This is a genomic window from Maribacter litoralis (assembly GCF_003075045.1).
Lineage (GTDB): Bacteria > Bacteroidota > Bacteroidia > Flavobacteriales > Flavobacteriaceae > Maribacter > Maribacter litoralis.
Genome location: NZ_QCZD01000001.1, coordinates 269,118 through 284,007, shown reverse-complemented (window position 1 = coordinate 284,007; position 14,890 = coordinate 269,118). Strand labels below are relative to the sequence as shown.

12 protein-coding genes are annotated in these 14,890 nt (G+C 34.5%); 2 read left to right on the top strand and 10 right to left on the bottom strand.

Translation table 11 applies throughout. The features are described from left to right. Positions 1–24 precede the first annotated feature (24 nt). From DCS95_RS01335 to DCS95_RS01310, 6 genes are all read right to left on the bottom strand, one after another. Positions 25–471: a KTSC domain-containing protein gene (locus DCS95_RS01335; protein ID WP_116769051.1), complete on the bottom strand. Its 447-nt coding sequence runs from the start codon at positions 469–471 to the stop codon at positions 25–27. 94 nt (positions 472–565) lie between these two features. Further along, a complete protein-coding gene (locus tag DCS95_RS01330) occupies positions 566–5,455 on the bottom strand; it encodes a DNA repair ATPase (protein WP_116769050.1) in 4,890 nt (1,629 codons plus the stop codon). A 68-nt stretch (positions 5,456–5,523) separates the two neighbouring features. Then, positions 5,524–7,590, bottom strand: coding sequence for a flotillin family protein (locus DCS95_RS01325; RefSeq protein WP_116769049.1), 2,067 nt, complete (start codon positions 7,588–7,590; stop codon positions 5,524–5,526). Positions 7,591–7,604: 14 nt separating this feature from the next. Continuing rightward, positions 7,605–8,309, bottom strand: a complete 705-nt coding sequence (locus DCS95_RS01320) for an OB-fold-containig protein (RefSeq protein WP_116769048.1) — start codon at positions 8,307–8,309, stop codon at positions 7,605–7,607. A 4-nt stretch (positions 8,310–8,313) separates the two neighbouring features. After that, entirely contained in the window at positions 8,314–9,027 is a 714-nt protein-coding gene (locus DCS95_RS01315) for a PspA/IM30 family protein (protein ID WP_116770110.1), read from the bottom strand. Positions 9,028–9,040: 13 nt separating this feature from the next. Then, positions 9,041–9,436 (bottom strand): type III secretion system chaperone family protein, encoded by a 396-nt coding sequence (locus DCS95_RS01310; protein ID WP_116769047.1) that lies wholly within the window; start codon positions 9,434–9,436, stop codon positions 9,041–9,043. Positions 9,437–9,680: 244 nt separating this feature from the next. Between DCS95_RS01310 and DCS95_RS01305 the strand changes: the two genes are divergently transcribed. After that, a complete protein-coding gene (locus tag DCS95_RS01305) occupies positions 9,681–10,436 on the top strand; it encodes a helix-turn-helix domain-containing protein (RefSeq protein WP_116769046.1) in 756 nt (251 codons plus the stop codon). Between the two features lie 57 nt (positions 10,437–10,493). On the opposite strand, the gene DCS95_RS01300 is transcribed toward DCS95_RS01305, so the two are convergent. Then, positions 10,494–10,685, bottom strand: coding sequence for a cold-shock protein (locus tag DCS95_RS01300; RefSeq protein WP_027067037.1), 192 nt, complete (start codon positions 10,683–10,685; stop codon positions 10,494–10,496). A gap of 295 nt (positions 10,686–10,980) precedes the next feature. Between DCS95_RS01300 and DCS95_RS01295 the strand changes: the two genes are divergently transcribed. After that, complete coding sequence (locus tag DCS95_RS01295; protein ID WP_244178353.1) at positions 10,981–11,823, top strand: hypothetical protein; 843 nt, start codon at positions 10,981–10,983, stop codon at positions 11,821–11,823. Here the strand turns inward: DCS95_RS01295 and DCS95_RS01290 are convergent. The 3 genes from DCS95_RS01290 to DCS95_RS01280 form a co-directional block, all read right to left on the bottom strand. Beyond that, positions 11,810–12,667, bottom strand: a complete 858-nt coding sequence (locus DCS95_RS01290) for an aminotransferase class IV (protein WP_116769044.1) — start codon at positions 12,665–12,667, stop codon at positions 11,810–11,812. The two genes, DCS95_RS01295 and DCS95_RS01290, sit on opposite strands and share 14 nt — an antisense overlap. A gap of 129 nt (positions 12,668–12,796) precedes the next feature. Further along, a complete protein-coding gene (locus tag DCS95_RS01285; protein ID WP_116769043.1) occupies positions 12,797–13,984 on the bottom strand; it encodes a PQQ-dependent sugar dehydrogenase in 1,188 nt (395 codons plus the stop codon). Between the two features lie 134 nt (positions 13,985–14,118). Next, a complete protein-coding gene (locus DCS95_RS01280; protein ID WP_116769042.1) occupies positions 14,119–14,748 on the bottom strand; it encodes an SDR family oxidoreductase in 630 nt (209 codons plus the stop codon). Positions 14,749–14,890: the final 142 nt, after the last annotated feature.

Here is a 14,890-nt window from a genome sequence, read left to right as displayed (position 1 = left end):
CTAAGCGTTAAAATTAGTTGTATGCTATGCTTCTTGAAGTTCTCGTTTAGATTTTCTATACAAGTAATTAGGAAAAATGCTCCTCTTGGCAAATCTGTTCAACTTATTGGCATTGATCATTTTTTGAAAGATAGGTTTTGTTACTCCGAAATACTCATAAGTAGCGCCATCAACAAAAGTAATTTCTAAAACCAGACCGTTATGTTGAAAGTCCAAGATACCCGATAAAATAGATTGATCATACTCTTCTTTATTGGCTTCTTTGGTTTCGGGTGCAATACTAACTAGAAAATGGTAACCGTCAATTATTCTACGACTTTGCACTTCTGCCTCTTCCTTTTTTTCATCGCCTTCTTGGAATTTGTCTGGATGCCATTCTTTAACCAAGTTTCTATACTTGGTTTTTAAGGCTTTAAGATCAATTTCTTTCTCTACCTCAAAAAGTTTTTTGTATTCGTTGATACGTTTCATAACACAGCTTTTTTGCGGCTGCGAAACTACGCCTTATTTTAATGTGATTACCAATAACTTTTTGAAATAACGAAAAATAGCATGCTTTTTAGAGCTAATTTTTGTTGAGTCCGTTTTGTAATACCGACTTAATGCCCGCTAAGTTTTCTGAAAACTCCATCATTTGAGATAGTACCTGCGCCATTTCGTTGGCATTGCCAAAACCTTTTAATTTATTATTTTTTACAAACTGTTCTTTTATAGCGGACCACCTAGTTGCTTCACCTGTAGTAAGTTGTCCAATTAATTCATTGTATTTCAATAAATTGGCTTCTGCCGAACCTGTAAGTGTCTGCGCTTCGTTTTCATAATGAGATCGTAATAAGGTGTTTAGCTCTTTGTCATTCATAATAGGTACAATTTGAGCAACCAATTTATTCATGTCCCTGTAAGAACCTTGAAGTTTAAAAGCAGGTTCTGTTCTATATTCGTCTTGCATTGCTGCACTTTTAATATAAGTGGCATTAACCTTTAATAGTACATCTCTAACTTTTAGCACTTTTTCCAAAACCTTTTTGTATTCCTCTATTTCTTGACTAGAGTGATTACCTTTTAATTGACCTTCATCGGTTTTAGATTCTATTTGGTTGACAATGGTATATACATCTTCGAATTCTTTACTTGCCAATTGCTGTAAGATAGGATTTGCGGTCAGTGAATTTTCTATTAAGCTTAACCTAAAAAGATGTTCCGTTTCCCCAATAATATCACCCAAGTTGTAAATATCGGCACGGTTGGACAACATATCTGGAATCTTAAATTTCTCTCCACTTTCCGTATACGGGTTCCCCGCCATAATTACACAGAATTTTTTACCTCTTAAATCATAGGTTTTAGGTTCATTCTCATAAACACCTTCTATTTTACGAGTACCATCAGATAAGGAAATAAATTTTTGAAGAAACTCGGGGTTACAATGTTGAATATCATCTAGATAAAGCATAACATTGTTACCCATCTCAAAAGCTAGGTTCAGCTTTTTTAATTCTTCTCTAGCCGCACTGTTATTGGCAGAAGCTGGATCTACATTGGTTACTTCATGACCAATTGCCGGACCATTAATCTTTACAAAAATTAAACCTAGCCTATTGGCAATATACTCCATCAACGTAGTTTTACCGTAACCTGGTGGAGAGATTAAAAGTAACATACCCATTCTGTCCGTACGTTTATTTGCACCAACAGTTCCTAATTGTTTTGCCAAATTATTTCCAAAAATGGGAAAGTACACTTGGTCTATTAATTTATTACGTACAAATGAGGTTAGTACTCTAGGCTTAAATTCCTCTAACTTTAAATCGTTTTTAAGTTTTTCTGTAATTTCAAGTTTTGTCTTTTTAAATTTTTGAAATGCAGGTACCTCATTGGTAGCAAACAATCTCATTCTTGATACAAAATCATGATAATTGAAAAAGTATGTTCCATTATCAATTGTAGTATGAGAACCTCTTAACTCTTTAATCGTTTCATTTGGAGAAACAGCTTTAATTTTAGAGGCAGATTCGTCTCTGAACAATAAAGCGCCAACAATTTCATGTTCATACCTTTTAAGGTCTACACCAGAGTCCTCTTGTTTTGTGGTTTTTAAGTAGGCGGCTACCCATTGTTTTGCTAAACGCACCTTGTCCTTTAAACTAGAGACTTCCTCAATACTCTTTCTAAATTTTAAATCTGCCTGACGAGATTTAAGATTCTTTAAAAAATCTTCTTTAAGTTGTATCGCCAAACTACTATATACAAACTCAGAATCTGACTTAAGTTCTTCAAAAAGATAAGCAGCAATGTCAGCGCTTAATAACGGGTCGTAAATACTGGTTTTTTCTGCGAATTCAGCTACTAACTCCTGTAATTTATGAACTACCGAAGCATATTCGTTTGATGACGGAAAGTAATGCAAAACTTCGCCTGCCGTCTTAAGGCTCTTATCCAATTCATTTTTTACATCAGCACTTAGGTTATTCCAGAAAAATTGGGCATAACCCCTAATTTCTGGTCTATAGGTCAACAAACCTAACTCATGGTGCTTATGTACTAATAGTTTAAGTATTCTTGAAGCATCAACATCATGAACACCCTTTATGTAACCTTCTGAAAAATCATTTCTACTCTGTTCTTGAACAATTTTCAAAAGTTCCTCATCATTAAGAGATAGAAGTTCTTCTTCACTAAAATTGGAAAACAATTTGTAGGCTAAATATGCTCCTCGGTAGATTTCATCTGTTTCAGATACATACTCTTGATTCCATAAATGCCTGTTATTTACAAACTCCTCATTGTTTAGTTTTTTGTAAAAATCTGTTCCCGTTAAGTGGTAGTTTAGCTCATTGTCATGAAAAACAATGGTAAGGTCTAGTTGTTGTTTGTTTACACCAAATTTGTGTTTGCCCAACCTTATAACACTGTCACCATCTTCATAAAGGTCTAGTTTGTCCTTAAGTTTTCTAAGGGCATCTTCTCTTGCTGTCTTAAGTTGGGTTTCTATCTCTTCAGCTTTACCGCTATCATCTAAGTCTTGAAGTTGCGTAATGATGTCACGGAGCTTATTGATCATTAAATCCGATGCAAAGTAGCCATTGATTTCGACGGCAGACTTAAAACTCTGCGCTTTCTTTTGTACCCCTTTTAAAATTCTTTTAGAGGCATTGGTCAATGCGCTTGATTTTTTATTTCGCTTTTCAATCAACGAATTTTTTCGGGCATCAAAAGCAGAATAAACTTCCTCTCTCTTTTCAATAATGATTTCAATAAACTCATCAAAATCAGTAAATTTCCCCTCAAGTTCTTCTAATTGAATAGATGTTTTGGTTTGATATTCATCGCACTTTTCTGGAGTGGATGCCATATCAATGTAATTGATGATACTCTGATCGATCAATTTTAACTGAGCGGCAAATTCTGCTTTTGCTTCAGCGATTCCCAAAGAATTTCTTTTGTTCTTTAAAGCAGCTTTTAGCTCGTTAATGGTAGAAAAAATTAAAGATATATCATCAATAATTTTGGTAGAATGCGCAGTATCTTCAATTTCTAGATTCGATACAATATCGATCAACATTTCAAGATCGGTACTGATCTCGTTAATTTCTTCCTCCTTTTTCTTAGCTTCAATTACCTTTTCAACTCCATCTATAAATTTCTTTTTTTCATCTAACGCCTTATGATAGGGTTGTAAAGCATTTGGATTCAATAAAAACTGCACACAGCGCTCAGAAATCTTTTTTGTCTGTACCTCAATTTCCTCTTCTAAAGATTTTAGATAGTCAAGGTCAATATACCTAACCTCCTTTAAGGAAATGACCTCGCCCCTGGTTGAACGCAACCTTGTTAAAAGAGCAACGAATTCATCGATACTCTTAAAGGATGTGCTCTTTATTTTATTAAATAGCTCGCTAGAATTCTTTTGAATTTCTTTTGACTGGTTTTGGGCATTTTTACGAAGTTGAACAACCTTCTCAAATTCATCTATTGCGGCATTAGAAGCCTTGTTTATTTCTTGTAACGGAATGTTGAGCTGATGCGTTTCGGGTTCTGGCAACCAATAGTAAGCATCTAAAATATCTTTAGAAAACTTCGCTAGATCATTATAGAGATCGGCATAATTATCATTCTTGTTCAGTAAGGTAATTAGGCTGTTTACTTCTGCCATAGCCCTTACAATATCTTTGTTGCCAATTTTGTACAGCAAAGTTTCTTCATGCTGAGATGGCATATAATCACCCTTTAAATAAGGAGTTTGCCAAATTTGAACCACGTGGTGCTTTGTTTGCTCCTGCTCTGTTTTAAAATAGCAGAGTTCCCCATTTTCTAAGATGGTAAATCCGTTACAAATTATTGGTGTTTTTATAACCTGACTAATGATATTGAAAGACATGAGATTATAGAGTCCTTCATTAGCGGCATAAAAAACATACAGAAAATCCTCACCATTAGGCGATACAATACGTTGCTGAAATTTTACATTCGGTATAGCATTGTCAAAAATGTGATACTCCCCTGTTTGTAAATAATAACCAGTAGGGAAAATGATACCCTGATCATCAGGAAGAAGTATACAGGCATCTTTTATCGATTCTATTTTTTGGACCTCCTTCATTTTATCGTTAAAGACAAAATAACGCGGTGATTCTTGAAAAGGTTTTATTTCTAGAACCAATAAGTTTCCTAAATCTCCAAAACGGTATTGCCCATCATCTAATGTTTGGTCTACATATTCAACAGGTTCGTCTAATATACCTTTGCCCTCTTTAGTATTATCTTCAATTTTTATGGTAAGATCACCTCCAATAGTTTCTACGAAAACTCGGTCTTTAATGGAAACGTGAGAATGTACACCGTAACGATGCATATCTCTACTTGCCTCTTGCCATTTAAATTCTTGCTGAACAGGAAACTTATATTCGTGTTCACTTCTATTATCAACATACTTTAAAGTATTGTTGACCAACAACCATTTAAAGGTTTTTATATCCGTTGGGCTATCACTTAGGCGAAAGACCATATGAAGATAATTGCCAATTATGGCGAAGTTGGAAAAAATAGTATTACGGTAATATTTATACAGATTGGTAAAATCTGTTGTAAAGGTTTCATCTTCTAAAAGACTAAGGTCTGTTGCTTTAAAACTATTGTTTTCAAAATGGTAGCAACTAAAAACATCTTTTATGTTAATTTCGGTTCTAAGACCAAAATGAACGTTATACCCAAACAGACAGGTATTACCAAAAGAAACAATATCGCGTGCTATGCAATTGTTTTCTGTATTGATTCTATCATTGGCAATCAGCTTTGTTTCTAACGAGCCAAAAACGGTTTTTCTATCGTTATTAAGTAGTACCAACTTACTTTGCAACTGCTCCTTTTGCTTTTGCAATCGGTTTTTAATTACATCATAGGTGCCACCACCTAAGATATGCTCTTCTGTGTTTGCTGTTTGGGCTTCTTCTGCCATAAAAATAATTAGGCTTTTGAGTTACATTAATAATTTACTAGTGAACAATAGATAAAAGACTAAGGTGATTACCTCAGTTTTTTATCGCTCATACCTAAACCTTTTGCAAGGTTGAACAAGTTGCTGAATAGCGTTTGTTCATCATTGTCATTAGATTTGGATTTTAGATCCATCAATAAATTAGCAATGGTTAAATTCTTAAGGTCGTCAGATGATATTCCGTATTTATCAGCAAACTCTTTCACTTTCTCAAGTAAGTTGCCCTTAACATCATCACTACCTAAAATAGCATCTTTTACATCTTGTATATTGGTACTATTGGCAACTAACCTGTCATAACCCTTACCTTTTGTAATTTGCCCAATAATTTGATCGAAGAACATAGTTTCACCACCAACAATATCAATTTTGGCAGCTTTCAGTGCATCTCCAATAACTTGAGCTTGTGCATCGGCAATATCTTTCTGAATATTAATTTGAGCCAAGTCAATTTGTAATTCTTTGTCTAAACGCAATTTAAACTCTTCATGTTCTTTGCCAACACCATCTAATTTCTTCATTGCATTCGCTTTTTCTTCGATACCGGCAGCATCGGCTAAAGCCTTCTCTTTAATTACGTCTGCTTCGGCTAAACCATCTTTACGTTTTGCCTCTGCTTTCGCCTCTATACCAGACGCTTCAGCTTTTGCTTTTTTCTCAATAATAAGTGCCTGTACTACACCTTCACGCTCATAAGCGTCTGCTTTGGCATGCATTACTTGAGCTTCAGACATACCCACGGTAGCTTCTTCTTTTGCTTGAGCTTCTGCCAAAATTTTTCGTGCTTCAGCTTCTTTTTCACTAGCTTCTTTATGTGCCAATGCCTCAATGTTAATCTCTTCAGCTTTTTGTTTCGCCGCTTCTTTTTGAGCTTCGGCAGCTTTAATCGTTTTGATTAAATCTTCTTGAGCGTTTGCTTCCGCTATTGTAATTTTAACTTGTTTCTCACGATCAGCAGTTTTAAAAGCTTCAATATCTTTCATGTTTTCTTGCTCTTCCACTACTCCTTTTTCCAGGGTAACGCGATCACGAATAACATCTTGAATATTCTTCTTTTCCACTTCAACTACTTTTTCCTTTTCTATTTGAGCCAGGGTAACAACTCGCTCTCTTTCCGTAGCTTCAAGCAATCTATCTTTTTCAACTCTTTCCGTTTCAACAGCATCTGTACGTTGTTTGTTTTTTAAGGCAACAATTATTTGACGCTCCATATTCTCTTCAGCGACCTTTACCTTTTCTTGGGTAGCTATACGTGCGGTTTCAGATTTTAAACGCTCTTCTTCAGCTACTTTTAAAGTTTCTGCCTCTTCCCTAGACTTTATGTTGGAAATCTCTCTTTTTTGTTGCTCTTCTTTTTCTGCAAGTTGCTTATCAAGTTCTAAGATAGCTTCGCGAGCTTCAACATCTTGCTTACGGATAACCTTCTCCTCATCACGCTTAATAAGGTTGGCTTTAATGTTCTGTGCGGCAGTTAAATCGGTTATCTTCTTAATACCTTCCGCATCAAGAATATTATCCGCCTTTAAATGGGCAACGGCAGTTTGTTCCAAGTAATCGATAGCGCAATCTTCTAAGGTGTAGCCATTTAGGTCAATCCCGATAATATCAACAATTTCATCTCTAAACTCTCTACGCGCTTCATATAATTGAATAAAATCGAATTTTTTACCAACTGTCTTTAATGCTTCAGAAAATTTGGCTTCAAAAAGTTCTTCTAAAGTTTCTTGTCTAGAAGCTCTTTGCACACCAATGGTCTGCGCAACTTTTTTAATTAGGTCTACTTCATTATTTACCCTAACAAAGAATGCAACTTTAATATCTGCACGCATATTATCTTTACAGATAAGACCTTCGGTAGCAAGTCTTTCAATTTGAATTTTCTTTACCGAAATATCCATTACTTCAACGCGATGAAAGACAGGAACCACATAAAGACCTTTATCGGTGGCTACTTTAGTACCTCCAAATCCGGTTCTTACCAAGGCTTGACCTTGATGAACCTTTTTGTAGAACATGGCAATAATTGCAAAATAAACGATGATAAGGAAAAGAAGAACTCCTAGACCTATACCAATAATTGAAAAGATGGATTCCATAAATGATTTAAGATTTATTGATTATAAGATTGAACTAAAAAGTGTGTGTGATCCGCAGATCGTTTAATGATCAAGACCGAACTTCCATATGTAAGTGGTTTACGGTCAAGTGATTTTACGTAGATAGAATGGCTGTTGCCATCTGCTTTTACCTCTGCATTACCCAGTTTATCTTCACTTATACTGGATAACATAATTGCTTGCCTCCCTAAAAAATCTACAGGGGCGTCTCCATCCTTATTTAGTTGTTTAAAAAATCCTTTAAATGGTGTGGTAAGAATTTTATTGATAAACAAAGCCGGAAATAGTAGTGCAATCATAATTACAAAACCAATATAATTTTCATAGGTACCGGTAAGTGTAGTAAGTATGGTGGTGGAAAACCACCATACAAAAATCCAAAAGGTAAACGTGAACATAAACGGTAAGCCTACAAAATTGAAATAAATGAGAAATATTTGCCATCTTTTTAACGGCTTACGTTTCTTGCCTATAACATCGTCTTTATTGACTTCTGCATTTGAGATATCTTCAAAATCTAGATTGCCGCCTTCAATACCGGCATCAAAATCGATGTCAGCATCTACTTCTATATCAACATCTAGGTCATAATCAAGACCACCGATCATGGTAATGATCCAGTAGACAATTAGAAGTATCAGCAAAACGGTCAGTGTAATGTTTACCTCAGAAAATAATATGTCGGTCAGTTGATTCAAATTTTTATTTTTTGGTTTTTGTGAACCCTAGTTGTTCTTTTAATTTTTGAAGTTCGTCATCTGCGGCAGCTTCAGTGGTATCTGCAGCTTTATCTAGTTCTTCATCAATAGATTTACTTGCATTGGCAATATCACCATACGCTTCGGCTAAGGCCTCTTCTTGAGCTATTTTTTCTTTCATACGCTCAAGCATAGAAACCGTACCACTACTGTCTAGCTCAGCCATTTGCTTATTTAAGTTTTTGGTGGCATTACTTACTTTAACTCGGGCTTTTAACGTTTTAAGTTCGTTTTCCCAATTATTTATATTCGCCTTTAAAGCTTCAACATTACCTTGCATTTGGCTTACGTTTGACTCAAACTTTTCGGTTTCTGCTTTAGTAGCTTCCAATTGTTTCTCGTTTGTTTCTTTTTGCATTAGAGCTTCTTTTGCAAGTCTGTCCGCTTCGGCTGCGTCCAATTCTTTACTATTGGCCTTCTTTAGAATGATAATAGCTTTATCTTGATATTCCTTGGCTTTGTTCTTATAAACGTCTTGATCGTTCTTAGAACGTATAGCAAGTGCTTTTACTTGTGCAAGGGCCTCTAAACTTTTTTCCAAGTCCAGTTTCATGTCCCTAATGCCCTGTTCGGTCATCTTAATGGGATCTTCCATTTTGTCTATAGCCGAATTGGTTTCAGCTTCTCCTATTTTAAATAGTCTTTTAAATATATTCATGATTTTATTGTTTTTAATATTTAGAAAATTCAATGATTTTGTCTGAGTATTCACTCATTAATAAGCTTAAAGAGTTTAGACTAGCTTCAAACTCGTTCAAGTCCATATTCTCGATTTGTAATGTATCTCTGAATATGACTCGGTTTGCTGTTTCATCTAAAACAAAGGCTCCATGAATGATGTCTCTATTTTTTTGGAGTAAGTTTTTAAAGATTTTTTCGGATTGATTATGAACAGAAAATATAAATTGTTCCATAATCAAAATTGGTGGCGATACCCCTAATATCAGATTTTTTATTCCAGAGTCTTCTTTCTCAACAACCATAATTCCGTCTGCCCTGTTCTCTTTTACAATATTAAAATTCAGTTCAAGCAGGTAATCTCTGGTTATATTAAAGTGGTTTTTCATTTGTGTTGGTTTTTGTAAGTGGATTCTTAAATTCAATAATACAAAATAATATTGGTGCGTTTTCCTAAATTGACAATAGGAGCGCTAAAATGTAAATAACTACGACGAACATAATATTGAGTTTTTAAAATTGGTTAAACAAAAATTAATAGCTCAAAATAATAGCAATTCAAATATTTATTGCTAATTTTGTTAGACAAATATAAATAAATATTTATCATTTGCAAATATAATTAGCAGAAAAATGTCATATTTCGGTAAAAATATTAGGAAAATAAGAAGTTTAAAAAGTCTTAGTCAGCAAGCATTTGCAGAGCTATTCGACTTAAAACGAGGTACTTTGGGAGCTTATGAAGAAGGAAGAAGTGAGCCAAAACTAGAAACATTGATAAAAATTGCTAATTATTTTAGCATTCCTATAGATGACTTGCTAACAACCGAATTAACGGTAAATAATTTATTAAAGTTCAAAGGTAATTTAACTGTTGAGCAAGACCTTGGTGAGCAAGAATTCTTCATAAAAGTTCCTTGTATAACAACTTTGAATCAGGGAGATTATATGAAGTATTATAATAAAGATTCTTACATACAAGATTTGCCGTTTTTGTCTTTACCCATTAATCCTGATAAAAAATTTAGGGCGTATACTGTTCAGAATTTAGAAATGAGTAGAAATGAATTGGGAATGTTTCCAAAAGATATTGCTGTTGGAGAATGGGTGCCATCTACCGTGTATTCAAAACTTAATAATGGCACTTTGGTTTTTATTGTTACAGAAAGCAACATCATATTAAGAAGATTGTTTATTACGAATGACAACTTTGTGTTACGGGCAGATCATAAAAATGTGGAAGATGTAGAACTGAAATTGAAAGATATTAAAGAAATGTGGCGCGTGAGGTATGTTTTCTATCACAGGTTGCCCGAGACCAATTTTAATATAGAAGAAAAACTATTTCAATTGGAGAAAGATTTCGATAGACTTAAAAATGAGCGATAATAAAAAAAGCCCTTCATCACTGAAGGGCTTTTTCTTAAACTTGAATGTATATATGTCTTAGATAACTTTAACGTTCACTGCGTTTAAACCTTTGTTACCTTCTTTAAGTTCGAATTCAACTTCATCGCCTTCGCGAATTTCATCGATTAAACCAGAAATGTGTACAAAGTGATCTTTCTCAACTCCTTCTTCAGTAATAAAACCGAAACCTTTTGTGTCGTTGAAAAATTTTACTGTTCCTTTACTCATTGTAATGTAATTTAATTTATAATACTTATTAGTAAGCAAAGATGACGCCAATAGTTGACAATGAGCGGTTATTAATCGGTTATATTCTTTTTTTGGGAATACTTTAAGAGTTTTCTGCTCAAAATGAAGCATTTACCTGCTGTAAAACTGAATAGTTAGTCTAGATTTCTTGAAAGTAGCTATGTATCATTTGTAATTATGCTATGATTTATGAAAGAATCATTTATCATACCATTATAAATATTTTGATACATTAGTAAAAACAACAAATAATCAACTCAATTCATTCAACAACATGAAAATTATATTTCACTTAAAAAAAGCTTGCTTTGGCATTACCTGTATGATGTTTTTTGGTTTTAGTATAACAGCGCAAAAACCAAAATTTGACATCTCTAAAGACTTATTGTTGGTTCAGTTAGATTGTAAAACCGATATCGATGACCTTCATACAGCGGCTGGTTTGGCAACGCTTTTAAGACACCCAGATTATAAGCACCTTAATTATTATGCTGTTGCAGGTACCTATGGTATTCAAAAAGGATTATATGTTCCGCCAAACGAATTAATGAAATTGGCGTTCAACGAAAATTGGGCAGATGCCGATGCAAACTGGGAAGCATCTGTAGAAAAAATCGCAAAATTGGTATCAAAGACCATTAAAAACGGTGGCGATGTATGGGTTGCCGAAGCGGGTCAGTCCGATTTTACTGCAGATTGGGTAAAGCAATTATCGCATCAAAATCCATCAATCAAAATAAAGGAGAACATACATGTAGTTCAGCATAGTGATTGGAACGAATCTGTTACCGAACCAACGAAACTAAAGTACACACAAACAGTAACTGATTATCATAAAATACCCGATGGCAATGCAGTGGGCAATGGTACACCAGGTTTCAAATCTAAGGGTAAAGTGAACTGGGAAACTAAAATTCATAACGACCACTTAACAGAAGTATGGAATACGGCTATACGATTGGGAAATAAATACAATGGTAAAGACGGAAGGTATTTAAATAAAAGTGTGGCAAACGACGGATTGGATTTTTCTGATTTTAGTGAAGTTTGCTATATACTTAACTTAATGGGTATTAAAAACACAGATGAATTCTTCACTTATTTTAAAGTGGAGTAACAGTATACTTTAATTTTAAAAAGGCTTCTTGCAATTTTTTTGTAACGGAGTCTTTTTTGTTTTCCGTATATAATATATGGTCATCAATTTGTTGTATTGAAGCTATTTGCACAGTGGTACCTGTTAAAAATACTTCGTCAACATGCATTAAATCGGTAATTTTTATGGGTGTTTCTTTTACTTCGATATTTAAAGATTTGCAAAGTTCTAAGACCACTATTCTAGTGATACCATTTAGAATGAACTCATCGGCTGGGTGTGTAAATACTGTTCCGTTTTTTACGAAAAATAGATTACAGTGAGAACCTTCGGTGAAAACCCCATTTCTGTGCATAATGGTTTCATAACAATCATGTTGTTTTGCTTCATCGTTCAGCATTACATTACCTAATAACGATGTCATTTTGATATCGCAACGAGACCATCTGAAGTCATCTCTTGTGATTACCTGGGCATTAACTTCATTAATATCGGGCAATGTTTTAGGGGATGCGAACATCATAACGGTTGGTATTGCCGTTTCTGGGTACGCATGTTTTCTAGGAGCCACTCCCCTAGTAATTTGTATGTAGAGCATATAATCTTGATCCTTAAGATTAGATGCGGATATAAGGGCATCAATTGCTTTTGGTAAAGAGCTTGTATCAAACGCAATATTTATTTTTTTTAATCCATCTTTTAATCTGTCAAGGTGAGCATCATAATAAAATAATCGTCCGTTTATGTTTGCGATAACCTCGTAGATTCCGTCACCAAAAATAAAACCCCTATCAAATACTGAAATTTTAGCATCATGGGCATCTTTGATTTCTCCGTTTAAATAAACTTTTTCTGGATATGCCATTTCTTAAAGGTAGGTTTTAGGTGATATGTTTTTATTGGATAAATATAATACTTGACGAATAAAATAAAGTGGATACGAAATTAAAAAGCAGCTAAAAGTAGCTGCTTTTTATATAATAAGATATAGTATTTAGTTCTTGGCAAGTGCAGTTTCAGCATACGTAACGCGATAAATGGCATCACCATAGTCATCTGAAATCAACATAGAACCATCTTCTAGCATCAGCATGTCAACCGGTCTGCCCGAAGCTTTTTGAGCTACTTCATCTAACCAGCCATCAATGAAAGGCTCACTATTTACGACGGCACCATCTTCAATATCTACCATCATTATTCGGTAACCTACTTTTTTACTTCTGTTCCAAGATCCATGTTCGGCAATAAATGCTTTTCCTTTATATTCTGCTGGAAACATATTTCCGGTATAGAATTTAATACCTAATGGAGCCACATGGGCATCTAATTGTAATGCCGGTTCCACAAAATCAGAACAAGGATGTAAATCTCCGAATTCTGGGTCTTTAACTATACCACCATGACAAAAAGGATAGCCAAAATGCTGTCCTGCTTCGGTTACGGTATTCAATTCGCAAGGAGGTATATCATCGCCCAACATATCACGACCGTTATCTGTAAACCACATTTGCTTAGTGTCAGGATGCCACGTGAAACCAACGGAGTTACGTACGCCTCTAGCATAAATCTCACGGTTGGTTCCATCAGGATCCATTCTTGAAATAGTAGCGAACCGCTCATCTTCATCTGTTCTATTACAAATATTACAAGGTGCACCTACCGGTACATATAATTTATCATCAGGTCCAAAGGCAATATATTTCCATCCGTGGTGAAATTCCGTCGGAAAATCATCATATATTAATTCTTTTTCTAATTCTCCGTCCAATTGATCCTCAATATTTGGATATTTCCACAGACTACCTACCTGTGCCACATATAGATCTCCGTTTCTCATGGCAATACCATTAGGTACTTCCATAGTATCTAAAACCATTACATTATCAGCTTTAAAATCTCCATTGGTATCTTGTATAGCATAAATATTATTTTCTGTTCTGGTACCAACAAAAAGGGTGCCTTCATCACCCATAGCCATAGAGCGTGCGCCATCTACTCCCCTTGCATAGACTTCTATTTGAAATCCTTCCGGTAGGTTTAATTCTAATAATGCCAAATCCGTACTGTCCAATGCTACATTTTCAGCATTGTTCTGTGTATTTTCTTTCTTAGCTTCTTTACAAGAATGCAATGAAATTACCACCGTAATCGCCATTGCAAATTTTAAAAACGAAATTTTCATATTCTGGTTGTTTAGTATGGTGCAAAGATACGCATCGTTAATTGTATAAAGATGTTGAAAATTATAACACAAAAAAAAGCCAACCCTAATTAAATTAGAATTGGCTTAACATTCAACCAAACAACTTCTTTTTATTATGAATTTGCATCCATAGCCTTTGCGATTAAAGTATCTCCTTCGATAATTTCAAATGTGCGATTTATAGCAGCATCGTCATGTAAAGATCTTACTAAAGTTTGTGCCACATCATCTCTGGTAATAGATCCTCTTTTATTCAATTTATGCTCTAATTCAATTTTACCAGTACCCGAATCATTAGTCAATGAACCAGGTCTAACTATGGTGTACATAATGTTGGCAGATTTTAAATATTCATCTGCATTATGTTTAGCTTCCAAATATTGCTTTAATTCATCGCTCTCTTCGGGGTTATCTGCTCCCATAGAGCTTAGCATAACAAATTTCTTTACGTTAGCTTGTTTTGAGGCGTCAATAAGGCTCTTAGCTCCTTCCTGATCTACTTCCACTACTTTTTTACCGCCCGATCCAGCTGCAAATACTACTTTATCTATATTTTCTACCGTATGTGAAAGGTCTTTTTCCAAATCGCCCAAAACGGTCTTTATATTATCTTTTTTAAACTGCTCTTGTTGTTCTTCTTTTCTTACCATTGCAATAGGCTCAAAATATTGAGAACTTTTTAAAAGGTTAACTATTTTTTTTCCTGTGGTACCGTTAGCACCAGCAACTAATACATTTTCCATTTTCATTTCTTTCTATGCAAGTTAGCTAAATTCAATATGGGCTATTAACGTGTTAACCCAATTTGTTAATCCAAAAAAAGTGTTGAATTGTTCAGTAATTCTATTACCGAAATGAGCACATATAACACTGCTTTGTGTTAAA